This window comes from Streptomyces sp. NPDC057099 (assembly GCF_042671245.1).
Lineage (GTDB): Bacteria > Actinomycetota > Actinomycetes > Streptomycetales > Streptomycetaceae > Streptomyces > Streptomyces purpurascens.
Window position 1 is genome coordinate 29146 of the sequence record NZ_JBHUTX010000023.1, and the last position, 24660, is coordinate 53805.

General features: G+C 71.7%; 20 protein-coding genes, 4 tRNA genes and 1 other RNA gene. 16 read left to right on the forward strand and 9 right to left on the reverse strand.

Annotation, left to right across the window (positions count from 1 at the left end; translation table 11 throughout):
- Window positions 1–154: 154 nt before the first annotated feature.
- The 3 genes from ACFT4A_RS25510 (at window position 155) to ACFT4A_RS25520 (ending at window position 4278) form a co-directional block, all read left to right on the forward strand.
- Window positions 155–2329 (forward strand): hypothetical protein, encoded by a 2175-nt coding sequence (locus ACFT4A_RS25510; protein WP_382833845.1) that lies wholly within the window; start codon window positions 155–157, stop codon window positions 2327–2329.
- Between the two features lie 5 nt (window positions 2330–2334).
- The gene (locus ACFT4A_RS25515) at window positions 2335–3957 is read left to right on the forward strand and encodes an amino acid ABC transporter substrate-binding protein (protein ID WP_382833848.1); all 1623 of its coding nucleotides are present in this window, start codon (window positions 2335–2337) and stop codon (window positions 3955–3957) included.
- 90 nt (window positions 3958–4047) lie between these two features.
- Complete coding sequence (locus ACFT4A_RS25520) at window positions 4048–4278, forward strand: hypothetical protein (protein ID WP_382833851.1); 231 nt, start codon at window positions 4048–4050, stop codon at window positions 4276–4278.
- A gap of 63 nt (window positions 4279–4341) precedes the next feature.
- Here the strand turns inward: ACFT4A_RS25520 and ACFT4A_RS25525 are convergent.
- Window positions 4342–4429: transfer RNA gene (locus ACFT4A_RS25525), tRNA-Ser, on the reverse strand.
- 72 nt (window positions 4430–4501) lie between these two features.
- Between ACFT4A_RS25525 and ffs the strand changes: the two genes are divergently transcribed.
- The 6 genes from ffs (at window position 4502) to ACFT4A_RS25555 (ending at window position 13345) form a co-directional block, all read left to right on the forward strand.
- An RNA gene (gene ffs, locus ACFT4A_RS25530) (signal recognition particle sRNA small type) lies at window positions 4502–4598 on the forward strand.
- 48 nt (window positions 4599–4646) lie between these two features.
- On the forward strand, window positions 4647–7124 hold the full coding sequence (locus tag ACFT4A_RS25535; protein WP_382833854.1) for a DNA polymerase III subunit gamma and tau: 2478 nt from the start codon (window positions 4647–4649) through the stop codon (window positions 7122–7124).
- A 108-nt stretch (window positions 7125–7232) separates the two neighbouring features.
- A complete protein-coding gene (purD, locus tag ACFT4A_RS25540) occupies window positions 7233–8483 on the forward strand; it encodes a phosphoribosylamine--glycine ligase (protein ID WP_382833857.1) in 1251 nt (416 codons plus the stop codon).
- Window positions 8484–8779: 296 nt separating this feature from the next.
- Window positions 8780–10672, forward strand: a complete 1893-nt coding sequence (locus ACFT4A_RS25545) for a hypothetical protein (protein WP_382834017.1) — start codon at window positions 8780–8782, stop codon at window positions 10670–10672.
- Window positions 10673–10904: 232 nt separating this feature from the next.
- Window positions 10905–12377, forward strand: a complete 1473-nt coding sequence (locus tag ACFT4A_RS25550; protein WP_382833860.1) for a N,N-dimethylformamidase beta subunit family domain-containing protein — start codon at window positions 10905–10907, stop codon at window positions 12375–12377.
- A gap of 68 nt (window positions 12378–12445) precedes the next feature.
- Window positions 12446–13345, forward strand: a complete 900-nt coding sequence (locus tag ACFT4A_RS25555; protein ID WP_382833863.1) for a phosphoribosylaminoimidazolesuccinocarboxamide synthase — start codon at window positions 12446–12448, stop codon at window positions 13343–13345.
- A 41-nt stretch (window positions 13346–13386) separates the two neighbouring features.
- Here the strand turns inward: ACFT4A_RS25555 and ACFT4A_RS25560 are convergent.
- The 8 genes from ACFT4A_RS25560 to ACFT4A_RS25595 form a co-directional block, all read right to left on the reverse strand.
- Window positions 13387–13462, reverse strand: a tRNA-Gly gene (locus tag ACFT4A_RS25560).
- A gap of 22 nt (window positions 13463–13484) precedes the next feature.
- On the reverse strand, window positions 13485–14105 hold the full coding sequence (locus ACFT4A_RS25565; RefSeq protein ID WP_382833866.1) for a response regulator: 621 nt from the start codon (window positions 14103–14105) through the stop codon (window positions 13485–13487).
- On the reverse strand, window positions 14102–15439 hold the full coding sequence (locus ACFT4A_RS25570; RefSeq protein WP_382833868.1) for a sensor histidine kinase: 1338 nt from the start codon (window positions 15437–15439) through the stop codon (window positions 14102–14104). The genes ACFT4A_RS25565 and ACFT4A_RS25570 overlap by 4 nt, the downstream gene beginning before the upstream one ends.
- A 22-nt stretch (window positions 15440–15461) precedes the next feature.
- Entirely contained in the window at window positions 15462–16277 is an 816-nt protein-coding gene (locus ACFT4A_RS25575) for an ABC transporter permease (protein ID WP_382833871.1), read from the reverse strand.
- Complete coding sequence (locus ACFT4A_RS25580) at window positions 16274–17245, reverse strand: ABC transporter ATP-binding protein (protein ID WP_382833874.1); 972 nt, start codon at window positions 17243–17245, stop codon at window positions 16274–16276. The genes ACFT4A_RS25575 and ACFT4A_RS25580 overlap by 4 nt, the downstream gene beginning before the upstream one ends.
- Window positions 17246–17376: 131 nt before the next feature.
- Window positions 17377–17449 (reverse strand) — tRNA-Gly (locus ACFT4A_RS25585).
- Between the two features lie 81 nt (window positions 17450–17530).
- A tRNA-Gly gene (locus ACFT4A_RS25590) sits at window positions 17531–17602 on the reverse strand.
- A 134-nt stretch (window positions 17603–17736) separates the two neighbouring features.
- Window positions 17737–18054 (reverse strand): Lsr2 family protein, encoded by a 318-nt coding sequence (locus ACFT4A_RS25595; protein ID WP_193483505.1) that lies wholly within the window; start codon window positions 18052–18054, stop codon window positions 17737–17739.
- Between the two features lie 268 nt (window positions 18055–18322).
- Here ACFT4A_RS25595 and purS point away from each other — a divergent pair, with 268 nt between their 5' ends.
- The 7 genes from purS to ACFT4A_RS25630 all read left to right on the forward strand — a co-directional run bounded on the left by purS (window position 18323) and on the right by ACFT4A_RS25630 (window position 24611).
- A complete protein-coding gene (gene purS / locus ACFT4A_RS25600; RefSeq protein WP_010045045.1) occupies window positions 18323–18586 on the forward strand; it encodes a phosphoribosylformylglycinamidine synthase subunit PurS in 264 nt (87 codons plus the stop codon).
- Window positions 18583–19263 (forward strand): phosphoribosylformylglycinamidine synthase subunit PurQ, encoded by a 681-nt coding sequence (purQ, locus tag ACFT4A_RS25605; RefSeq protein ID WP_193483504.1) that lies wholly within the window; start codon window positions 18583–18585, stop codon window positions 19261–19263. The genes purS and purQ overlap by 4 nt, the downstream gene beginning before the upstream one ends.
- Entirely contained in the window at window positions 19260–21518 is a 2259-nt protein-coding gene (gene purL, locus ACFT4A_RS25610; protein ID WP_382833878.1) for a phosphoribosylformylglycinamidine synthase subunit PurL, read from the forward strand. Before purQ ends, purL begins: the two co-directional genes overlap by 4 nt.
- A gap of 105 nt (window positions 21519–21623) precedes the next feature.
- A complete protein-coding gene (locus ACFT4A_RS25615) occupies window positions 21624–22124 on the forward strand; it encodes an ArsR/SmtB family transcription factor (RefSeq protein ID WP_382833880.1) in 501 nt (166 codons plus the stop codon).
- A 28-nt stretch (window positions 22125–22152) separates the two neighbouring features.
- Complete coding sequence (locus ACFT4A_RS25620; protein ID WP_382833883.1) at window positions 22153–22986, forward strand: M23 family metallopeptidase; 834 nt, start codon at window positions 22153–22155, stop codon at window positions 22984–22986.
- 10 nt (window positions 22987–22996) lie between these two features.
- A complete protein-coding gene (locus tag ACFT4A_RS25625) occupies window positions 22997–23794 on the forward strand; it encodes a sterol carrier family protein (protein WP_382833886.1) in 798 nt (265 codons plus the stop codon).
- Window positions 23795–23831: 37 nt separating this feature from the next.
- Entirely contained in the window at window positions 23832–24611 is a 780-nt protein-coding gene (locus ACFT4A_RS25630; RefSeq protein WP_382833888.1) for an META domain-containing protein, read from the forward strand.
- The last annotated feature ends 49 nt before the right edge of the window (window positions 24612–24660 follow it).

The following is a 24660-nucleotide window of genomic DNA, read 5'->3' on the forward strand; positions in this document are numbered from 1 at the left end:
GGCCCGGCGTGAGCCGGCAGCCGGTCCGATCCCCAACTCCTCCCCGTGCGGCCCCCGTTGTCCGGCCAGAGGTTCCGTGTTCCACTGGATCTTTTCTGGCACATCGGTCACGGGTCGCGCGCCTCCGGGCGGGCAGGCACTCCATGGGGGGTCCGTGTGTGAAGAACTGGGTTTCGAGAAACTCCTCGGCGACGAGGGCTTCTTCGCGCGGCTGCTCGGACGGACGCCGTCCGGGACCGGCCGCGACCTGCTGTACGGCCCCGACCTCCCCGTCGTCCTGCTCACCGGCGGCCCGGGCATGGGCAAGGGCCGTCTGCTGCGCGCCGTACGGGACCGCTTCGCCGCCAAGGCGCCGGTGATCCACCTGGACTGCGCCTCACCGGTGTACGCGGACCGCGCGGACCCGGAGCCCGGCGCCCGCTCGGCCACGACCGAGGCCCTGGTCGAGGTCGCCCGGCGGCTGTGCACCTGGCAGGGCACGGGCGGCTCGTTCGCCTTCCCGCGGCTCTTCCCGGGCCTCGCCATGATCGCGACCGGCGTCACCGAGGGCACGCCCGAGGCGGTCGCCACGGAGGCCGAGCGCTACGAGGGCCTGGCCCAGAAGCAGCGCCTGCGGGGCCTGGGAACCGGCGACTTCTGGCGGGGCGTGCTGCGCGGCGCCATCCGGAACCTGCTGATGACCCTGTACGGGCAGGCGCTCGACCCGTACTCGGCGGCCGTGAGCAACGCCCTGCTGGACGCCCTCTTCCAGCGACTGGGCCCCCGGGGCAGGGCGGAACTGGAGCGGCTCTACGGCGCCTACCCCGGCGCGGCCGGCCAGCCCAGGATCGGGCTGCGCATCCTCGCCGCCGACTTCCGCGCCGGCGGCGAGGCACGGGAGGTCGCGGAGGGCTTCCTCTTCCGGGCCCTGCGCGAGGACCTGGAGGCGGCGTACGCCTCGCCCTCCGGCTGGCTCCGCCGGGTCGGCCGCCCGGCGATGCTGCTGGACCACTCCGAGTCGCCCCTGGGCGAGCGGCTGCTGCGCGCCGTCCTCACCGACCGCCGGGCCGGGCAGCGCGACCGCGTGGTGATCGTGGGCACGGCACGCCGGTCGGACGGCGGCGCCTTCCTGCACGGCGGCCTGCCGCCCGAGGAGGTGGCGGCCCCGGCGGAGTACCGGCCGGCCGACGGCGCCCCGCCCGCCTGGTCCCGCCGTACGGACGGGGCCGCGGACCGGGCACCCCTGGCCGACGGCGTGGTCCTGCTGCGGATGCCGCTGCTCACCGGCGACCAGCTCCGCCGCGAAACCGTACGAAGACAGCAGCGCGCCGAGCCGGAGGGCGGCACGAACCGCCGCCGGATCGACGCCGCCGTGGCCCGGCTGAGCGGCGGCCGCCCGCACACGGTGATCCGGCTGTCCGCCGCCGCGGCCGCCTTCCGGATGCCGGAGGACGCCAACGACCGCGACATCCTGGACGCTCCGCTGCGGCTCCCCGGCGACGACACCCCCGAACGCCCGGTCGCGGACGTCCTGCTCCGCGAACTGATCCTGGACCAGTTACCCGTACGGCTCCCCACCGAGCACCGGGCCCAGTGGCTCGACCTTCTCTCCCACCTGTCGGTGGCCCACGACACGGAATGCGCGGACGTCCTGCTCCGCCACCACCAGTCGGGCCACGTCCACCACCTGACCGCCCATCACGTGTCCCGGCTCCTCACCGACACCGGATGGCCCACCTGCGAACGCCACTTCATCGGCGACTTCGGCCTCCGCCAGCTGCTGGTGCACCGGCTCTACGGACTGCGCCCCGGCGGCGCCGCCTGGTACGCCGACCACCATCTGCTGCGCGACCACTACGCGCAGCGCGCGGCGGAGGAGGCGCAGGGCACCCAGGGCGACGGGGCCTTCCGCTCCCTCACCGCCCACCGGATGAACCACCACCTGGTGTCCGGTGGCGCGGACGACGTGGTCAGCCACCTCGCCGCCACCCTCCCCGGCCGCCCCGGCGCGTGGTGCGCGGACCTTCTGGAGATCGCCCAGGCCCCCTATCCGGGCGGGGCGGACGCCCGACGCGAGCGCGCCCAGGGCCTGGTGGGGGCGGACGGCCCGCCCCTGCGCCGCACGGTCGACCAGCTGCTGCACGCGGTGTGGCTGTGCGAGGAGCGGACCAGGCCGACCGGCAAGGAGACCGCTCGCACGCTGGCCAAGCTGCTGGACCTGCTCTCGATCATGGACTTCGAGGGCGCGGGCCGCCTCAGCAGGACGGCGACGGACTGGAGCGGCCTGGCGGAGAACGAACAGCCCCTGCTGCGCTGCACCTGCACCGAACAGCTCCGGCGAAGGAGATAACGGGCATGCCCAGATGGCGGAAGATCCTCTACTCGGTGTTGCTCGTAGGGGCGATCGTGGCAGGCGTGGCCCTCACCACCTCCGTCCTCGGCAGGCCGGACACCTGCGCCGACGGCGTCGAGCGGATCGAGGGCGAGTGCGTCGGCGTCAACGGCGAGGGCTACGACTTCGACACCCCGGAGATCGCGGACGTGGCCCGGGCCATCGCCCGCGAGAACCAGCGGATCGCGAACCAGCCGCATGTCACGGTGGCGATGATGCTGCCGCTCCAGTCGGACCGCGAGGCCCTGCGCCGGCAGATGCGCAGCGGCCTCCAGGGCGCGTACCTGGGCCAGCGCCAGGCCAACGAGGGCGAGGGCGAACCCCCGAGAATCCGCCTGGTCCTCGCCAACCCCGGTCAGGCCTACGGCCATCAGGCGAAGGTCGTCGACGCCCTGCTCCGGATGGCCGCCTCCCCCGAGGACCGGCTGCGCGCGGTCACCGGCTTCAACCTGAGCCTCGCCGCCACGGAGGCGGCGGTGAAACGCCTGACGGAGAACAGGATCCCGGTCCTCGCGGCCAGGATCAGCGGCGACAGAATCGCGAACGAGGACCGGCCGGACGGCATGGCCGCCCTGAAGTTCCCCGGCCTGGCCCGCATCCTCCCCACCAACAACGACGCGGCCCAGGCCCTGGCCAACTTCAACGGCGAACGCGGCCGCCGGAACCTCAGGACGGTCCTGGTCTACGACAAACGCCCCGACGGCTACAACGAGTCGCTGGCCAGGGCGTTCAGCAGGATCAAGGAGCAGGGCCCGGCCGGCCCCGCCGCGATGTCCTTCGAGTCCCCGTCCATCGACGAGCCGGGCTCGACCGGCAACCAGTTCACCCAGACGGCCAACAACATCTGCGACTCCGAGGCCGACACGGTCTACTTCGCGGGCCGCACGCTCCACCTGCGCATCTTCGCCCTCAAACTCGCCCAGGTGGGCTGCGAGAACCGCCACTACACGATCGTCAGCGGCTCCGACGCGGCATCGCTGCGCCAGGCCATGACGGAGAAGGACTGGGACCGGCTCCGCGGCGACGACGGCAGGGCGAAGGTGACGGTGCAGTACGCGGCCCCCGCGCACCCCGACGCCTGGACCACGGAACTGGCGAAGTGGACGAGGAACTACACGGCGACCCACCACAAGAAGCCGTCCGCCCAGGACCTCCCCCAGTACCTCACCGAACCCCAGGCGGCCCTGGACACCCTCAGAAACCAGATCACCGCCACCCGGCGCGAAGGCATCGCTCTGGGCTCCACCCCGAACCTGGACGACTCCCGCACGATGCTCGTCCACGACGGCCTCCTCACCATCGGCAAGGCCCTCCACCAGGCCCAACGAGGCGCCCCCGAGACCACCGCGCCCACTCTCGAGGACGTCGGCCGCCAATGGTCCCTCCTCCAGTCCCGCCACCGGGTCCATGCCACCAGCGGCCTGATCTGCCTCACCACCGGCGGCAACGCCTACGACAAACCGGCCGCCATCGTCGAACTCGACCCGGGCCGAAAAGGCGCGGGCACCCTGAAGTTCGTCGGCCTGGGCTGGCCGACGGGCAAGCCCCAGCCGAAGAACTGCGTGATCCCGAGCACGACGCCTTGATCCCGGAGGAAAGGCGGTGGCCACCAAAGGGAAATGTAATTAGCCTTCGCGGACTACGCTCCTTACCGACGGGGGGGGGGGGCTTCCCGCATGACCACCTCGTTCGTCCGCCCCGAACCGCCGTACTACGCAGTGATCATCACCACCCGGCCGTCCGCGGACCTCGAAGGCTACGCAGCGATGAGCGAACGCATGGCCGAACTCGGTGAGGCACAGCCCGAACATCTCCAGGCCCAGCGGCTCGGACGTGAACGCTGGTACTCCTCGTACAGCGTGGAAGTCGCGAGAGTGGAGCGCGCCTACGCCTACGGCCGCGACTGACCACACACGTCGAAGGGCCCCACCTCGCGGTGGGGCCCTTCGACATCGTGCCCGGTGAGGCACTGGCGGAGGATACGAGATTCGAACTCGTGAGGGGTTGCCCCCAACACGCTTTCCAAGCGTGCGCCCTAGGCCTCTAGGCGAATCCTCCGTCGAAGACATTACATGACTGGGAGGAGTGCTCGCGAACTCGTTCCCAGCCCCTGACATCAGGTAGCCTTGGCGCAGCCCCTCACGCGGCGCTATCTGACTGAACTCCCCCAGGGCCGGAAGGCAGCAAGGGTAGGTTGGCTCTGGCGGGTGCGTGGGGGGCGTCTGCGTTCCCGGGGCGGGGCTCGATGTCAGTGGGCGCCTATAACCTCGTATGCGTGTCGTCTCTCGCTCTGTACCGCCGCTATCGCCCGGAGACCTTCGCCGAGGTCATCGGGCAGCAGCACGTCACCGACCCGTTGCAGCAGGCGCTGCGCAACAACCGGGTCAACCACGCGTACCTGTTCAGCGGGCCGCGCGGCTGTGGCAAGACGACCAGCGCGCGGATCCTGGCGCGGTGTCTGAACTGCGAGCAGGGGCCGACGCCCACCCCGTGCGGTGAGTGCCAGTCGTGTCAGGACCTCGCGCGCAACGGCCCCGGTTCCATCGACGTCATCGAGATCGACGCCGCGTCGCACGGTGGTGTGGACGACGCCCGTGACCTGCGCGAGAAGGCCTTCTTCGGCCCCGCGAGCAGCCGATACAAGATCTACATCATCGACGAGGCCCACATGGTCACGTCGGCCGGCTTCAACGCGCTGCTGAAGGTCGTCGAGGAGCCCCCGGAGCATCTCAAGTTCATCTTCGCGACCACCGAGCCCGAGAAGGTCATCGGGACGATCCGGTCCCGGACCCATCACTACCCCTTCCGGCTCGTCCCGCCCGGGACCCTGCGGGACTACCTCGGCGAGGTGTGCCAGAAGGAGACCATCCCGGTCGACGACGGTGTGCTTCCGCTCGTCGTGCGGGCCGGTGCCGGTTCCGTGCGTGACTCGATGTCCGTCATGGACCAGCTGCTCGCCGGCGCCGCGGCGGACGGTGTGACGTATGCCATGGCCACCGCCCTGCTCGGGTACACCGAGGGCTCCCTCCTGGACTCCGTCGTCGAGTCCTTCGCCACCGGCGACGGAGCCGCGGCCTTCGAGGTCATCGACCGCGTCATCGAGGGCGGGAACGACCCCCGTCGGTTCGTCACCGACCTGCTGGAGCGGCTGCGTGACCTGGTGATCCTCGCCGCCGTCCCGGACGCGGCGGAGAAGGGGCTCATCGACGCCCCCGCCGATGTCGTCGAGCGCATGCAGGCCCAGGCCGGCACCTTCGGCCCCGCCGAGCTGAGCCGGGCCGCCGACCTCGTCAACGAGGGGCTGACGGAGATGCGCGGCGCCAACTCGCCCCGTCTTCAGCTCGAACTGATCTGCGCCCGCGTCCTGCTCCCCGCCGCCTACGGCGACGAGCGGTCCGTCATGGCCCGCCTGGACCGCATCGAACGCGGCGTGAACTTCTCCGCGGCACCCGCCGGCATGCCCGCCATGGGCTACGTGCCCGGGCCCGAGGGGCATGGGGGAGCCGCGGCTCCAGCGGCCGCGGCCGCTCCTCCGGTTCCGCCCGGTGGCGGCCCGGCCGCCGCCCGCGCGGCCGTACGGGCTTCCGGAGCACCGGGGAACGGGACCAGCGGCGGCAGCGGCAGCACTGGCGGTAGCGGTAGCGGTGATACGGCGGCTGCGGCCGGGTACGCCCCCGACGCTCCCGGTGCCCCGGGCTCCCCCGGTGCCCCCGCCGAGCAGCCCCCGGCCGCCTCCGGCCCCGCCACCAGCGGGCATGCCGAGCCGCCCCAGCCTCCCGAGCCGTCCCAGGCACCCCCGGCACCCCCGGCGCCCGCACCCGGACCCGCATCCGCCCCGGCGGCCCCGGCCCCCGGCGCCTGGCCCACCGCCGCCTCCGCGGGCAGCGGCGGCCGTCGCCCCGGCGGCTGGCCCACGTCCGCCCCGGGCGCACCAGGCCCGGCGGCAGGGAACGCCCCGGCGGCGAACGCCCCCGCCCCCAGCACCCCGTCGGCACCCTCGCCCTCGGCCCCCGCTCCGGCCGCCCCCGCTCCGGCCGCCCCCGCCCCTGCCTCTGCAGGCGGCGGTCTCGACCCCCGCATGCTCTGGCCGAACATCCTGGAGGCCGTCAAGAACCGTCGGCGCTTCACCTGGATCCTGCTCAGCCAGAACGCCCAGGTGGCCGGCTTCGACGGCACGACCCTCCAGCTCGGCTTCGTCAACGCCGGTGCGCGGGACAACTTCCTGAGCAGCGGCAGCGAGGACGTGCTGCGGCAGGCGCTGGGCGAGCAGTTCAACGTCCAGTGGAAGATCGAGGCGATCGTCGACCCCTCCGGCGGCTCCGCGCCCCCGGCCCCGGGCGGCCCGTCCGGCTTCGGAGGAGGCAACAGCGGCCACGGCGGTGGCCCCGGCGGCAGCGCCGGTGGCTACGGCGGCGGCAGCTACAGCTCCGGCGGTGGCGGCTACAACGCCGGAGGCGGCAGCGGCGGCAGCGGCGGTACGGCAACCGCCCAGCGCCCCGCCCCGTCCCAGTCGACGGCCCCGTCCACCCAGGCCCAGCAGTCGAGCACACCCGCCCCCACCTCCGGCTCTGCCCCCGCGTCGTCCACCCCCGCGCCCCAGCCCTCCGCCCCCAAGCCGCGGTCCGTGTCCGTCGAGGACGACATCCCCGAGGACGACGACCCCGACCTCGACGAGTCCGCCCTCTCCGGGCAGGACCTGATCGTCCGGGAGCTGGGGGCAACAGTGGTGGACGAGTTCACGAACGAGCCCTAGCCACCCTGTTGGAGACACCCGCTTCGGAGGAACCTCCAACCCCACACCCCCACCCCCTTCGGAAGCCCGCACAAAGGAAACCCGGCGCTTCCCGTTAGGCTGACCCCCGTGAAGGTCCTCGTCATCGGCACCGGCGCCCGCGAACACGCCCTGTGTCACTCGCTGTCCCTCGACCCCGACGTCACCGCGCTGCACTGCGCCCCCGGCAACGCCGGCATCGCCGAGGTCGCCGAGCTGCACCAGGTCGACGCCCTCGACGGTGCCGCCGTCACCGCGCTGGCCACCCGGCTCGGCGCGGAGCTCGTGGTCGTCGGCCCGGAGGCGCCGCTGGTCGCCGGTGTCGCCGACGCCGTGCGCGAGGCGGGCATCCCGGTCTTCGGCCCGTCCGGCCCGGCCGCGCAGCTCGAGGGCTCCAAGGCCTTCGCGAAGGACGTCATGGCGGCGGCCGAGGTGCCCACGGCACGCTCGTACGTCTGCACCACCGCGGACGAGGTCGACGCGGCCCTCGACGCCTTCGGTGCTCCGTACGTCGTCAAGGACGACGGGCTCGCCGCGGGCAAGGGCGTCGTCGTCACCGACGACCTCGAAGCCGCCCGGGCCCACGCGGCCGCCTGCGAGCGCGTGGTCATCGAGGAGTTCCTCGACGGCCCCGAGGTCTCCCTGTTCGCCGTCACCGACGGCGAGACGGTCGTGCCGCTCCAGCCCGCCCAGGACTTCAAGCGCGCGCTGGACGGCGACGAGGGCCCGAACACGGGCGGCATGGGGGCGTACTCCCCGCTGCCGTGGGCCGACCCGAAGCTGGTCGACGAGGTGCTGCAGACGGTCCTGCAGCCGACCGTGGACGAGATGCAGCGCCGCGGCACGCCGTTCTCCGGCCTGCTCTACGCCGGTCTCGCGATCACCTCCCGCGGTGTCCGCGTGATCGAGTTCAACGCCCGCTTCGGCGACCCGGAGACCCAGGTCGTCCTGGCCCGGCTGAAGACGCCGCTGGCCGGTCTCCTGATGGCCGCCGCCACCGGCAACCTCGCCCACCTGGAGCCGCTGCGCTGGAGCGACGACGCGGCCGTGACCGTGGTCGTCGCCTCGCACAACTACCCCGGCACCCCGCGCACCGGCGACCCGATCACCGGCCTCGACGAGGTCGCCGCCCAGGACGCCCCGCACGCGTACGTCCTGCACGCCGGGACCAAGAGCGACGGGGACGCGATCGTCAGCGCGGGCGGCCGCGTCCTGTCCGTCACGGCCACCGGCAAGGACCTCGCCGAGGCCCGCGAACGCGCCTACACGGCCGTCGGCCGCGTCCGCCTGGACGGCTCCCAGCACCGCACCGACATCGCCGCGAAGGCGGCAGGCGCGTAGCACCGCCGATGAACCTCACAGGCCCCGGATCCGTCTCAGGATCCGGGGCCTGAAGTTTTCGGTAGGTGAGGGCCTGACCCTCGCTTTCCGTCATCCACCTCTCCCCTGAGCCATTCCATCGAGTGACCGATGCCGTATCCGGCTGACGGGGCGCTGAGCCCCAACTAGGGTGCGGCGCAAGCGTTCCGGCACTTGGCCCACCGGCATTGCGATGTCAGTGGCGGGTGCCACAGTGGGGGAGTGAGCAAGGAAAGCGTCAGGTCAACGGGGAGGGGGTGAGGTCGGTCGTGACCGGAATGGGTGTGGAGGCAGGCGCGCAGGTCGCGCGGGCACGGGCACTCGTCGTGCTGCGCATCCGCAGCCGCGCGCTGGCCGTCGCCCTGCTGCCCGCGGCCGTCGCCGTGATCCTGCTCGCGGGGGCTTTCTCCGGCCGTCTCGTCGGTCCCGGCTGGGACGCCGCCCGCTGGGTGGTGACACCGGTCGCCGTCCTCGTGCTGCTCGCCGCCGCCGGGATCGCCCTGGTCGTCGCCCGGGCCCGTCCGGCCATGAGCCCGACCGTCCCGATCGCCGAGGAGGCGGCTCCCGACCTGTACCGGATGGTGCGCGACCTGGCCGACCGCCTCGAGGTCCCCGCCCCCTCCGCGATAGCGCTCACGCCGGACTGCGACAGCTGGCTGGAGGACCGCACCCACCCGGCCCACGGACCGCCCCCGGCCGAGGAGCACGACGACATAGCGGGTGCGGGGAAGCACGCGCACCGTCGGCACCCCGTCGCGCCGGTCCTCGTCATCGGCTCTCCTTTCCTGTGGTGGATGCGGGTCGGCGAGCTGCGCGCGGTCCTCGCCCCGGTCGTCGCCGGTACGGGCCCCTCCGCCCACCCGGACATAGCCGCGGCCCGGCGCTTCGTCCGGGGCCTCGACGCCGCGGTGGCCGTGACCTCGGCGCCCCGCCGCGACCCGGTGTCGCGCGCCGTACTGGCCGGCGTCGGCTGGGTGGCCCGGCTGCTGCTGCGCAGTTGCCGCCTCCATGCCGCCGAGCTGGAGCGGGGCGTGGCGGCCGCGGCCGCGGAGCGTGCACAGGCTGTGGATTACGGGCTGCGGATCGTCGCCCAGGAGCAGGTGGGCCTGGCGTACGCGGGCTGGGACCGGCTGCTGACCCGTGTCGCGCTGCCCGCCTGGCGGATGGGCCGCTGGCCGTCCCGGCTGGACGCCGGTGTGGTGGCGGCGCTCACGGAGCTGTCCCGGCGCGACCGCCTGGCCGAGGGTTTCGCGTCCCGTCTCGGGGAGCGGCCGGCCTGCGATCTGCTCGAGGAGCCGGGCGTGGTCGACGAGTCCGCCTCCCTCCTCGCCGCCCGCCTCTTCCACGGTGGTCCCGCCGAGCCCGGGCCCGACTGGTCGCCGGTGGACTGGAGCGAGTATCCGGAGGAGGTCGTGGACCGCAAGTGGCGCATCGACGCGGCCCGGCTCCACCGCGTCCTGGACGCGATGGGCGTCCGCCCCGCCACCGGCCCCGCGGCCCCCGCCACCGGCAGCCCGACCCTGTCCCGCGTCCTGGACCACCTGACGGCCCCGACCGGCGAGGCATCCCTGCCGCACAGAGGCACGGGCCCGATCGACGACGCGTCTCTCACCCACAGAAGCACGGGCCCGATCGACGACGCGTCTCCCGCCCACAGAGGCACGGACCCTTCCGGCGAAGCTCCCCTCCACGGCAGAAGCCCGGAACCACCCTCTCCCCTCGACGACGACGAAGACCTCTCCGGCACCACCCCCCGCAGCGCGAACCTCGCCGCCCGCCTCAGCGCCGAACTGGGCCGCGAAGAGGCCGCCGCGACGCCCCGCCCGTCGACCGCCGCCTCACCGGCCGCCGGCTCCCCGGCCACCCCGGACCCCCTCGCCCTCTGGGACGACCGAGCCCTCCCCCTCTTCCCCCTCCAGCCCCCGCGCACGGCCCGCGAACTGCTCGCCGACCACCTCACGGCGATGATCTGCTGTGCCGCGATGGACACCGCCGGCGCGACGCCCGGCCTGGACTGGCTGGACGGCCCCACGCTCCTCCACAACGGCGAGCGCACCGCCGATCTCGCGCCCAAAATCCTCACCTTGATCGAGGAGGGCGACCCCACCCCCCTGCGCGCCTGGCTGGCCGAGCTGGGGATACGCCCGGAGAAGCCGGTCCGGCTCGTCTGACCGCCGGAGCACCCGCTTCCACTTCTGGCCAATTCGAAACGAACAGTGACGAAGTGCGCGCGTTATGTGATGTGCTTGGACCGTTCGCGCACATGGCAAGGGCTGACGACATACGACAAGCACATAAGCGCGACGGCACCACACGGGGACGTACTCACCGCACTCACCGCACGGACCACACGCACCACACCAGTACGCACCACCACGGGGGCGATGGGGAGGGGAAGCAGCCATGGCTTCGGAGCAGATCCGCCGCTGGGAGTCGGGAGCGCTGGCGCACGCCGTGACGGATCCCTTCGGACAGGGCCCCGTTCCGTGGCTGCGCGGCACGGTGACGTACTTCGACGACACCGGCCAGGTCGTCCCCTGGTACGTGGACCAGGACGCGCCCCACGCCCCGAGGAAGTCCACCCGCTCCAACGGTCCCCGCGCGGCCGACGACGTCCACCGCCAGATCAAGGGCTTCACCTCGACCGGCGCGGTCGCGCCCGGCGACGCCATCGACTTCCACATCACCGTCGACCCGCCCCAGGAGTTCGGCGTCGACATCTACCGCATCGGCCACTACGGCGGTGACGGCGCCGCCAAGATCACGACCAGCCCGCGGCTGTCCGGCATCGTGCAGCCCGCGCCGCTCACCGCGGACCGTACGGTCTCCTGCCACCACTGGTGGCTGTCCTGGCGGCTCCAGGTCCCGTCGTACTGGAACATCGGCGCGTACGTCGCCGTCCTCACCACCGCCGGCGGCTACCGCTCGCACGTCCCGTTCACGGTCCGCCACGACCAGCCCGCCGACCTGCTCCTGGTCCTGCCCGACATCACCTGGCAGGCGTACAACCTCTACCCGGAGGACGGCCGCACCGGCGCCAGCCTCTACCACGCCTGGGACGAGGGGGGCCGGCTGCTGGGGGAGTCGGAGGCGGCCACGACGGTCTCCTTCGACCGCCCGTACGCGGGCGCGGGCCTCCCCCTCCACGTCGGTCACGCCTACGACTTCATCCGCTGGGCCGAGCGCTACGGCTACGACATCGCCTACGCCACGGCGAGCGACCTGCACGCGGGCCGCGTCGACCCCAACTACCGCGGCCTGGTCTTCCCGGGCCACGACGAGTACTGGTCGGCCGCCATGCGCGGCAGTGTGGAACTCGCCCGCGACGCCGGCACCTCGCTCGTCTTCCTCTCCGCCAACTCCATGTACTGGCAGGTGGAACTGGGACCCTCCCCGTCCGGCGTCCCCGACCGCCTGCTGACCTGCCGCAAACGCAGGGGCCCGGGAAAACCGGTGCTGTGGCGGGAGATCGACCGGGCCGAGCAGCAGCTCATCGGCATCCAGTACGCGGGGCACGTCCCCGAGCCGGGGCCCCTGATCGTGCGCAACGCCGATCACTGGCTGTGGGAGGCGTCCGGCGCGCACGAGGGCGACGAGATCGCCGACCTGGTGGCGGGCGAGGCCGACCGCTACTTCCCGCGCACCCCGCTGCCCGAGCACGAGGAGCGGATCCTGCTCGCGCACTCCCCGTACACCGACAAGGAAGGCGCCCGGCGCCACCAGGAGACGTCCCTCTACCGCGCTCCCTCCGGCGCCTTGGTCTTCGCATCCGGAACGTTCGCCTGGACCCCGGCCCTGGACCGCCCGGACCATGTCGACCCGCGCGTCCAGCGCGCCACCGCAAATCTTCTGGACCGCATCTGCAAACGCGACTGACCCACTGTCCGTGATCACCCGCGCATACGGGAGAATCAAGTCATAGGACAGAACCACGGGGAGGAACCGTGTCCGGATTCGTAGAAAAGCCCGAGCCGATCCAGGTTCCGGGTCTGGTGCATCTGCACACCGGCAAGGTGCGCGAGCTGTACCAGAACGAGGCGGGCGACCTCGTGATGGTCGCCAGCGACCGCATCTCCGCCTACGACTGGGTGCTGCCGACCGAGATCCCCGACAAGGGCCGCGTCCTCACCCAGCTCTCCCTGTGGTGGTTCGACCAGCTCGCCGACCTGGCCCCGAACCACGTCCTGAGCACCGAACTGCCCGCCGGCGCCCCCGCCGACTGGGCGGGCCGCACGCTGGTCTGCAAGTCCCTGCAGATGGTGCCCGTGGAGTGCGTGGCCCGCGGGTACCTCACCGGCTCGGGCCTGGTCGAGTACAAGGAGTCCCGCACGGTCTGCGGCCTCGCCCTCCCCGAGGGCCTGGTCGACGGCAGTGAACTGCCCGCGCCGATCTTCACCCCGGCCACCAAGGCCGCCGTCGGCGAGCACGACGAGAACGTCTCCTACGAGGAGGTCGCCCGCCAGGTCGGCGCGGACACCGCGGCCCGACTGCGCCAGGCGACCCTGGCCGTCTACGCCCGGGGCCGGGACATCGCCCGGGAGCGGGGCATCATCCTCGCGGACACGAAGTTCGAGTTCGGCTTCGACGGCGACGACCTGGTCCTCGCGGACGAGGTCCTCACCGCGGACTCCTCCCGCTTCTGGCCGGCCGACCAGTGGGAGCCGGGCCGCGCGCAGCCGTCGTACGACAAGCAGTTCGTCCGCGACTGGCTGACCTCGGCGGAGTCCGGCTGGGACAGGAAGAGCGAGCAGCCCCCGCCGGCGCTGCCGCAGCAGGTCGTCGACGCCACCCGCGCCAAGTACGTGGAGGCGTACGAGCGCCTGACGGGTCTGACCTGGTCCTGAACACACAGAAGCCCCCCGGCCGGAACCGGGGGGCTTCTCGCTGGAGCGAACGACGAGGTTCGAACTCGCGACCTCAACCTTGGCAAGGTTGCGCTCTACCAACTGAGCTACGTTCGCATGCGCCGTGGCGCGGGAACCACTATACCCAACCTCGCTCCCGTGCGAGACGCACCGCCGCATGCCGGTTCTCCGCCCCGAGCTTCGACACCGCCGAGGACAGATAGTTCCGTACGGTCCCCTGCGACAGCGCGGCCCGCTCGGCGATCTCCGCCACGGGCGCTCCGTCGGCCGCGAGTTCCAGCACCTCCGCCTCCCGCGCGGTCAGCGGCGAATTCCCGGCGGCGATCGCGTCGGCGGCCAACTCCGGGTCGACGTAACGGTTACCGGCGTGCACGGTACGAATGAGCTCCGCGAGCCGCTGCGCACTCACGGTCTTCGGCACGAACCCCCGCACCCCGGCCTCCAGCGCCCGCTTCAGATGCCCGGGCCGCCCGTGACTGGTGACGATGAGTACCCTGCAGCCGGGCAGTTCGGAGCGCAGGGATGTGGCGACCTTCACACCGTCGGCGCCGGGCATCTGGAGATCCAGCACCGCGACATCGGGCTCATGTGCCCGGGCCATCGCCAGCGCCTCCGGCCCGGTGGCGGCCTCCGCGACGACCATGAGGTCGTCCTCCAACGACAGCAGCGCGGCGAGCGCCCCACGGATGAGGTGCTCGTCGTCGGCGAGCAGCAGCCGTACGGGCTTTACGGCCGTCATGGGGTGACCTCACTCACGGATCGCACGGTGGCGACGGACGCGGGGCCGGAGGGGGCGGCAGGGCCGGAAGGGCCGGCCGTCGACGGCAGCGGAATCTCCGCCGTCAGCCGGAACAGCCCTCGCCCCGCGGGCCCGGCCTCCAACGTCCCGTCGATCTCCGCCAGCCGCTCCCGCAACCCGGCAATCCCCGAACCGGAAGAGCCGGAAGAGCCAAGAGAGCCAGAAGAGCCGACAGAACCGGCCGCCCCGGCCCCGGCCCCCGCCTCGCTCTCCACCCCGTCGTTCTCCACCGACAACACCACGCGCCCCTCCCGCACCCGCAACCGCACCGCACACCGCCGCGCGTCCCCGTGCCGCAGGACATTCGTCGCGGCCTCCCGCACCACCCACCCCAGGGCGGACTGCACCGCGACCGGCAGCCCGGCCGCCGTCGCCCCGCTCACCGTGCAGTCGATGCCGGCCGCGGCCAGCACCCCTTGCGCCCCGGCGAGTTCCACCGCGAGGTCGGCCTCGCGGTAGCCGCGGACGACCTCCCGCACCTCCCGCTGCGACTCGTGCGCGAGCCGCTGCACCTCGACCATCTGAGCCACCGCCTCCGGCCGCCCCCGCTGGGCCAGCTGTACGGCCAGTTCGCTCTTGAGCGCGATCACGGCGAGGTTCCGCCCCATGACGTCGTGCAGATCACGCCCGAACCTGAGCCGCTCCTCGGCGACGGCGAGCCGGGCGCGGGTCTCTCGGGCCTCGTCGAGTTCGTAGACGATGTTGAGCAGCCAGACGGAGATGACGGCCGTGAAGGCGATGAACCCGCCGCCCACCCAGACCAGCGCCGCCGCGAAGAACGCGGCGTCCACAGGGACGCCCCAGGCGACCGACACGAGCCAGCAGCCCGCCGCGAAGCCCCCGACGACCCCGAACACACGCCGCCGCTGCCGGACGCCGAGCGCGATGATGCCGACGCCGACGATCAGAACGACCCCGACGGTCCCGCCCGCGGCGCTGTCGATGCTCTCGCCGTCCGGTCCGTGCTCGGCGATGCCGATCGCGGTGGCGGTGACCGCGACGGTGACGGCGGCCAGCGTCCACAGCAGCCGGACGGGCTGGGGCCGCCTGCCACGCGTCCAGTCCAGCGCCCGCGACACGGTGACGAGGCAGACCGCGGCGTGCGCGGCGACCAGCGTCAGCAGCAGGCCGCCGAGCCGCGCGCCCACCGGTGCGACCGTGAGCCCGACCGTGACCAACTCGACCATCGCGAAGAAGTGGAACGACCACCGTGTGTACGTCTCGACCTTCTCCGGCGTGGTCTTCCGCCGCCACCACCCACCCGGCCCGCGCATCAGCCCGTCCCTCCCCCTCCGGTCAGCGTCGCGGTTCCCAGCGGAACCACCGCCGTACAGCAAGCACCGACACGAGGATCCAGGCCACCGCCGTCGCCAAGGCGCCCAGCGCCTCGTACGCCGACAGGTCGCCGGTCCAGCCGCCGCGCACCAGGGTGACGACGGGCGTCAGCGGCAGCAGTTCGCACAGGGAGGCCAGCCGGTCCGGCAGCAGCTCCAGCGGAACGAACATGCCCGAGCCCATCATCGAGACGACCAGCAGCGGCATGGGCGTGACCTGGGCGCTCTCGCCGGTCCGGGTGAAACCGGCGGTGACGGCGGCGAGGGCGGCGCACAGTACGAGCCCCAACAGCAGGCCCACGACGGCCAGATGGGGCGCGGACGGCGCGGACATGTCCAGCAGCACGGTGCAGCCCGCCGCCAGCAGCAGGCACTGCACGAGTCCGGTGAGGGCGGCGGGCAGGGCGGAGCCGGCCAGGATCTCGGTGTCCCGCAGCTCACCGGTGCGCAGTCGCTTGAGGACGAGTTCCTCACGCCGGACGACGAAGACGCCGACGAGCACCGAGTAGACGGCGAACAGCAGGGAGAAGCCGACCGCGGCGGGCAGCACCAGGGTCCCGGCGTCCAGCCCCGCCTCCGCGAGGTCCATCTCCTGGGCCGCCGACCGCACGCTGACCGGCATCACGATCGGCACGAACAGCGCGGCGACGAGTGCGCCCCTGCTCCGCCCGAGCAGGGTCAGCTCGGCGCGGGCGAGTGCCGTCATGCGGCTCATCGGCGTGGTGCCCGAGGATTTCGTGCCGGGCGCCGGGCGGGGCGTCGTGTGGGTGGCGCTCATGCCGCGTACTCCTTCGTCGTCGTTGCCGGGGCCCGCCCCGCGGAGGCCTCCTTGGCGATGCCGAGGAACGCCTCCTCCAGGGAGGCCGACCGCACGTCCAGGCGGCGCAGTTCCACCCGGGCCCGCTCGGCCCACAGCAGCAGTGCGGTGGCCGCGCGCTGCAGTTCATGGGTGCGGAGCCGGACGATCCGGCCGTCGGTCTCGTGCCCGGTCACGCCCAGTTCCCCGAGCGGCGGCAGATCGCCCACGAAGTAGCCGTCGGGCAGTTCGAAGGAGATCCGCGACGGCTCGGCGGCGGTCACCTCGGCCGGGGTGCCGGTGGTGGCGATGCGGCCCTCGTGCATGATCGCCAGCCGGTCGGCGAGGTTCTCGGCCTCTTCCAGGTAGTGCGTGGTCAGCAGCACCGTCGTGCCGCCGTCGCGCAGCGCGCTCACCAACTCCCACGTTTCCCGGCGGCCTTCGACGTCCAGTCCGGTGGTCGGCTCGTCCAGGAAGAGCACCTCGGGGTGGCCGAGCAGGGCGAGCGCCAGATCCAGGCGGCGCCGCTGTCCGCCGGACAACTGCTTGACCCGGACGCCGGCCTTCGACTCCAGTCCGACCAGCGCCAGGGCCTCCGCCGGCGGGCGGGCCCCGCTCACACACCCCGCCCACATCCGCGCGGTCTCCGCGACGGTCAGCTCGGACGGGAAGCCGCCTTCCTGGAGCATCACGCCGGTGCGGGGCCGGACGAGGGCCCGGTCGGTGTACGGATCGTGCCCGAGGACCCGCACCCGGCCGTCCGCCGGCGCCGCGAGTCCCTCCAGCAGTTCGACGGTCGACGTCTTGCCCGCGCCATTGGTGCCCAGCAGCGCGAAGATCTCCCCGCGTCGTACGGAAAAGCTGATTCCGCGTACCGCCTCGAACCCGCCCCCGTACACACGCCGCAGGTCAGTGACCTCAATCACGTGTTCGTGTCCGTTGTTTTCCATGCCTTCAGCGTTCCGCCCGGGGCGGCTCTTCAGCAGTGCGCGCTGTCATCACTCGGCATGACAAATGTCAGACGGGCCCGCCGGGGCGCACGAAAAGACCCCGGTCCATCAGGACCGGGGTCTCATTCCCGAGCGGACGACGAGGTTCGAACTCGCGACCTCAACCTTGGCAAGGTTGCGCTCTACCAGCTGAGCTACGTCCGCAATTGCCCCCGATCGGCTCTCACCGATCGGTGCGGGCACCAGCCTACCTGATCCACAGGAGTGGTCGGTACGGCGATGCAGAGCGGGTGACAGGAATCGCACACTGCGCCTTCCCCCTGGAAGGGGGATGTTCTACTACTGAACTACACCCGCATGTTTCCGTGAGCTGGGCCTTTCGGCCTCGCCCCTCGGCGTGCTCCAGACTCTAACTGATCAGCCCGGGTGCTGCGCAAGTCGGTTGGCGCGAGGGGCGAATGGCCGGCCGTCGGGCGGGGCTCACCGGGCCGTCACTGCGCGGCGGTGAACGCCTCGTAGACCTTCTTGGGGATGCGCCCGCGCGCGGGGACCTCCATCTTGTTGGCCTGGGCCCAGGCCCGTACGGCCGACGGGTCGGGGGCGACCTCCGTCTGCCGGTACGCCTTGCCCGAGCGGGACCGCTTGCGGCCGGCTTCCACGTAAGGCGCGAGCGCCTTCCGCAGTTCGTCGGCATTGCCTTCGTTCAGGTCGATCTCGTACGACTTGCCGTCCAGTCCGAAAGCGATCGTTTCCGCCGCTTCCGAGCCGTCGATGTCGTCAAAGAGAGTGACCACGACCTTCTGCGCCACGAATATCGGTCCCTTCCTGCGGCACTTGCCTAATTTATTTGTACAGTGCCGTGCAATGCATTGTGAAGCCCGACTAAATCCTTCCGCGTGTCCGAACGCAATAGGTTTCGGGTGACGACCCGGAATCTTTCCCGGAAATTTTCGTGTGTGGACCCGACGATGCGGGATCGTGATGACCGTCACGTAGTTTCCTACAAGTCGACGCGCGTAGAAATTTTGTGCGGGTAGTCTGAAGGGACCTGCTCAGCACCACACACCGGGAGTGCCAGTGGCACGCGTCGTAGTCGACGTCATGCTCAAGCCGGAGATCCTCGACCCCCAGGGCCAGGCGGTGCAGCGCGCACTGCCGCGGCTGGGTTTCGAGGGGATCTCGGACGTCCGCCAGGGAAAGCGTTTCGAACTGGAAGTTGACGGGCCGGTCGACGAGGCCGCCCTCGCCCGCATTCACGATCTTGCGGAGTCCTTCCTCGCGAACACCGTGATCGAGGACTTCACCGTCCGGGTCGAGGAAGTCGCGGAGGCCGTGAAGTGACCGCTCGTATTGGCGTGGTCACTTTTCCCGGCAGTCTGGACGACCGGGACACGCAGCGCGCGATCCGGGTCGCGGGCGCCGAGCCGGTCGCCCTCTGGCACAAGGACAAGGACCTCAAGCAGGTCGACGCCGTGGTGTTGTGCGGTGGTTTCTCCTACGGCGACTATCTGCGCGCCGGGGCCATCGCCCGTTTCTCGCCGGTGATGGAGCCCCTGCTGGAGCAGGCGAAGGCCGGTCTGCCGGTGCTCGGCATCTGCAACGGCTTCCAGATCCTCACCGAGGCCCATCTGCTGCCGGGCACGATGCTGCGCAACGACCACCTGCACTTCATCTGCCGTGACCAGAAGCTGCGCGTGGAGAACGCCGAGACCTCCTGGACCACCGACTACACGGCCGGCCAGGAGATCCACATCCCGCTGAAGAACAACGACGGGCAGTACGTCGCCGACGCGTACACGCTCGACCAGCTCGAGGCCGAGGGCCGCGTCGCCTTCCGCTACCTGGACTTCAACCCCAACGGCTCCCAGCGGGACATCGCCGGCGTCACCAACGCGGCCGGAAACGTGGTCGGCCTCATGCCGCACCCCGAGCACGCCGTCGAGCAGCTGATCGGTACCGGTCGTACCGACGGTCTGCCGTTCTTCACCTCGATCCTCAAGAAGCTGGTCAACGCATGAGCCGGACGCCTCTGGACACGGTCGAGCACGCGGCCGAGACCCCCGACGTCGAGCTGCCCTGGGCCGAACTCGGTCTGAAGAAGGACGAGTACGAGCGGGTCGTGGAGATCCTCGGCCGCCGGCCCACCGGGGCCGAGCTCGCCATGTACTCCGTCATGTGGTCCGAGCACTGCTCGTACAAGTCGTCGAAGGTGCACCTGCGCCAGTTCGGCGAGAAGGCGCCCCAGTCGGACGCCCTCCTCGTCGGCATCGGCGAGAACGCGGGCGTCGTGGACGTCGGCCAGGGCTACGCGGTCACCTTCAAGGTCGAGTCGCACAACCACCCCTCCTACGTCGAGCCCTACCAGGGCGCGGCCACGGGTGTCGGCGGCATCGTGCGCGACATCATCGCGATGGGCGCCCGCCCGGTCGCGGTCGTCGACCCGCTGCGCTTCGGCGCGGCCGACCACCCCGACACCAAGCGCGTCCTCCCCGGTGTCGTCGCTGGCATCGGCGGCTACGGCAACTGCCTGGGCCTGCCCAACATCGGCGGCGAGGTCGTCTTCGACTCCTGCTACCAGGGAAACCCGCTGGTCAACGCCGGTGCCATCGGTGTCATGCGGCACGAGGACATCCACCTCGCGAAGGCGTCCGGCGCGGGCAACAAGGTCATCCTGTACGGGGCCCGGACCGGCGGTGACGGCATCGGCGGCGCCTCGATCCTGGCCTCCGAGACCTTCGACGACGCCAAGCCGAGCAAGCGCCCGGCCGTCCAGGTCGGCGACCCCTTCCAGGAGAAGCTCCTCATCGAGTGCACCCTGGAGGCCTTCCAGGAGAAGCTGGTCGTCGGCATCCAGGACCTCGGCGCGGCGGGCCTGTCCTGCGCGACGAGCGAGCTGGCCTCGAACGGCTCGGGCGGCATGCGCGTCACCCTCGACGACGTACCGCTCCGCGACTCCACGCTCTCTCCCGAGGAAATCCTCATGAGCGAGTCGCAGGAGCGTATGTGCGCGGTCGTCGAGCCCGAGAAGGTCGACCGCTTCCTGGAGATCTGCGAGAAGTGGGACGTCATCGCCACCGTCATCGGTGAGGTGACCGACGGCGACCGCCTGGAGATCTACTGGCACGGCGGCAAGATCGTCGACGTCGACCCGCGCACGGTCGCGCACGAGGGCCCGGTCTACGAGCGCCCCTACGCCCGCCCGTCCTGGCAGGACACGCTCCAGGCGGACGACGCGAACAAGCTGGCCCGCCCGGGGACCTCGGAGGAACTGAAGGACCAGGTCCTGAAGCTGGTCGGTTCCCCGAACCAGGCCTCCAAGTCCTGGATCACCTCGCAGTACGACCACTTCGTGCAGGGCAACACGGTTCTCGCCCAGCCCGAGGACTCCGGCATGATCCGGATCGACGAGGAGTCCGGCCTCGGCGTGGCCCTCGCGACCGACGGCAACGGCCGCTACGCCAAGCTGGACCCGTACCACGGCGCCCAGCTGGCCCTGGCGGAGGCGTACCGCAACGTCGCCACGACCGGCGCGAAGCCGCTCGCCGTCTCGGACTGCCTGAACTTCGGTTCGCCCGAGGACCCGGCGGTGATGTGGCAGTTCGCGGAGGCCGTGCGCGGTCTGGCCGACGCCTGTCAGCAGCTCGGCACCCCGGTGACCGGTGGCAACGTCTCCCTCTACAACCAGACGGGCGAGGCCGCCATCCACCCGACCCCGGTGGTCGCGGTCCTCGGCGTGATCGACGACGTGTCCCGCCGCACGCCGGTCGCCTTCCAGGAGGAGGGGCAGCTGCTCTACCTCCTCGGCGACACGCGTGAGGAGTTCGGCGGCTCGGCCTGGTCCCAGGTCGTCCACGACCACCTCGGCGGTCTGCCCCCGAAGGTCGACCTGGAGCGCGAGCGCCTTCTGGCCGAGATCCTGATCGCCGCCTCCCGCGACGGCATGATCGACTCGGCGCACGACCTGTCCGACGGCGGTCTGATCCAGGCGATCGTCGAGTCCGCGCTACTGGGCGGCAAGGGCGCCCGCCTGATCGTCCCGGACGGTCTGGACGCCTTCACCTTCCTCTTCTCCGAGTCGGCGGGCCGCGCGGTCGTGGCCGTGCCCCGCTCGGAGGAGCTCCGCTTCAACGACATGTGCGGGGCCCGGGGCCTCCCGGCCACCCGCATCGGTGTCGTCGACGGCGACACGGTGGACGTCCAGGGCGAGTTCGCGCTCACCCTGACCGAACTGCGCGAGACACACGAGGCGACGATTCCGGCGCTGCTGGCGTAAGCCGGCTGGATGTCACGAAGCCCCCGCCCGGTCCGCCGGGCGGGGGCTTCGGCGTTGTCTCAAAGATGCTTGCGCGTAATTACGTAGTTCCGTAATATCTGGGGAGTGGAACTAGAAGCACGCGTAGCCGACCTGGAGCGCCGCCTGGCGGCCCTGGAAGGTGCCCACCGCGCCGGACCCCGACTCGACGAGAGTGACTTCTGGGCCCTGAACGGACTGAAGGACCAGCTGGCCGAGCTGGGGGCGGATGACGGAGGTGTTCTCTACACCGGCTCCGTGCGCCTGCCGACGGGTGAGCCGTACGCGTGGCAGATGGGGGCCCTGACGGAGGGGCTGCTGGAAGGGGACTGGACGGCGGCCGCCGAGTCGTTCGCGGCGCTGGGCCACCCGGTCCGGCTCCGGCTGCTCCGCGAGATCCTCGGCGGCACGCGCACCGCGGCCGAACTCGCCGAGCTGGACGAGGTCGGCACGACCGGCCAGATCTACCACCACCTGCGCCAGCTCACCGCCACCGGCTGGCTGCACACCACCGGCCGGGGCCGCTACGAGGTGCCGGCCCAGCGCGTCGTACCGCTGCTGGTGGCGGTGGCGACGGCCAGGCCATAGCGGCGAAGAAGACGAAACGGGGGACGAGATGTCCGTACACAAGCTCGGCATGGTGGCCTTCCAGGGCCTCCAGTTGGCCTTCATCGGCCTGGTGATCGCCCACATCTGCTTCGGATGGGACTATCCCATCCTCTGGAACTGCCTGCTGCTGCTCCTCGCGTACGCCGTCGTCAACGTCGCCCACCGGTGGGGCGGCGCCCCGGACAGCACGCGCCGGGCCCGGGAGCCCCTCGACGTCGCCCCGCCCGTGACCGGCCGCTGGTCCGCGCTGAACAGCCCGGCCGACCGCACCCCGAGCCACGGGATCCACGCCCACGGGCAGACGTACGCCATCGACATCCTCGCCGAGCCCGAGCCGGGCTCCCGCCCCGCCTTCCGCTGGCTGTGGCCGCTCGCCCGCCGCCCGCAGGACTTCCCGGCCTTCGGCGCCGAGATCCTCGCGGTCGCCGACGCCACGGTCGTACGGGCCGCCGACGGGCAGCGCGACCACCTGAGCCGCAACTCACTGCTCGGGCTGGTGTACCTGATGCTCATCGAAGGCTCGGTACGAGAGATGTCCGGAGTCCGCCGCATCCTCGGCAACCACATCGTCCTCGACCTCGGCAACGGCACCTACGCCGCCTACGCCCACCTCCAGCGCGGCTCCCTCGCCGTCCGCGAGGGCGACCGCGTCCAGGCCGGACAACCCCTCGCCCGCTGCGGCAACTCCGGCAACTCCTCCGAGCCGCACCTGCACTTCCAGCTGATGGACGGCCCCGACCCGGACGCGGCCCGGGGCGTCCCCTTCACCTGGACCGGCCTCGGCGTGCCCGGCAACGGTCAGACCTTCGAGGCACCCCCGACTGTCACAGCCCCCGCTTAGTCTGACCCCCATGCCCCCGGCCAAGAAGCGCCCCCGCGCGTACGACCCCGCCAAGACCCGAGCCGCCGTGCTCGCCCAGTTCGGGAACATACGCCGGGCCGTGGGTACCCTCGGCCCCGAACAGCTCGGTCTGCCCACGCGCCTCGGCGACTGGACCGTGCGCGAACTGGCCGCGCACTGCGCCATGGCCCTTGACGCCGTGGACCGGCTGCTCGCGGAGCCCGAGCCCGCGCGGCAGGACGGGCGGCTGCTCGACTGGCCGTTCGCCATAGCCGAGGACGCCCCCGCCATCGCCGACACCGCCCGCCGCGTCGCCGAGGAGCACCCGGACCTCGACACCCACCTCGCCGACGCCGAGCACCGCTTCACGGCGAACCTCGACGCCCACCCCGCCGGCCGGCTCCTCCCCACCAGCGCGGGCGCCCTGCCCCTCGCCGACTACGTCGTCACGCGCACCGTCGAACTCGTCGTCCACACCGACGACCTCAACGCCGCCGTCCCCGGCCTGGACATCCCCTACGACCGTCAGGCCCTGGCCGCCTGCACCCGGCTGCTCGCCGACGCGCTCGCCGCGAAGGCGCCCGGCGGCTCGACCGAGGTGCGGGTGCCGCCGTACGCGGTCGTGCAGTGCGTGGAGGGGCCCAGGCACACCCGGGGCACCCCGCCCAACGTCGTCGAGACGGATCCGCTGACCTGGATCCGGCTGGCGACCGGGCGGCTGACCTGGAAGCAGGCGCTCCAGGACGCCCACGTCAGCGCGAGCGGCGAGCGGGCCGACCTCGACGCGTACCTGCCCGTGATGAGCTGAGGGGAACCGATCCCCCCGGTTGCCCCGTCGAAGTGGCATGGACAGGCAGAAGCAGCGCATGACCCTGACGGCCGCCGCCATGCTCGTCCCGCTCATGGCGGCCTGCGGCAGTGAGAAGGCGGACAGCGGCAGCGGTTCGGTCGGTGCCGACAAGCCGGCGATGACCGGCATGCGGTGGAGCGTGGACAGCGTCACCGCCGACGGCAAGACCCAGAAGGCACCCACCGGCGCCCACGTGACCATCGACAAGGGCCGGGCCGAGGGCAGCTTCGGCTGCAACAACTTCGGCGCCGACGCCACCGTCGACGGCGACCGCGTCCGGCTCAGCAAGACCATGGCCACGGAGATGGCCTGCGAGAACAAGCCCATGGCCTTCGAGGAGACCCTCGCCCGCACCCTCTCCGACCAGGAGTTCGAGGCGAAGGTGGACGGCGACCGCCTCACCCTCACCACCGACAAGGGCGACACCGTCCGTCTCACCAAGGCCGAGGACGCCGAGCTGAGCGGCACCAAGTGGACCGTCACCACCCCGGAGTCGGCCGACGGCCGCGCCCATCTCACCTTCGACCAGAAGAAGGGCACCGTCTCCGGAAGCCTCGGCTGCAACAAGGTGAACGCCAAGGCCACCGTGCGCGACGGCCATATCACCCTGGGCCCTCCGGCCACGACCCGAATGATGTGCGAAGACTCACTCATGACCGGCGAGAAGACCCTGCTCCGTCTTTTCGACGGGAAGCTGAAGTACGGAGTCGATCACCAGACTCTTACGCTGACCAGCGAAAACGGTACGAGTGTGCGAGCCGTCGCCGAACGGTGATCCACCAAAAAGTCCGGAATCCCCAATTCGGACCAGTGGTCGACCTCGC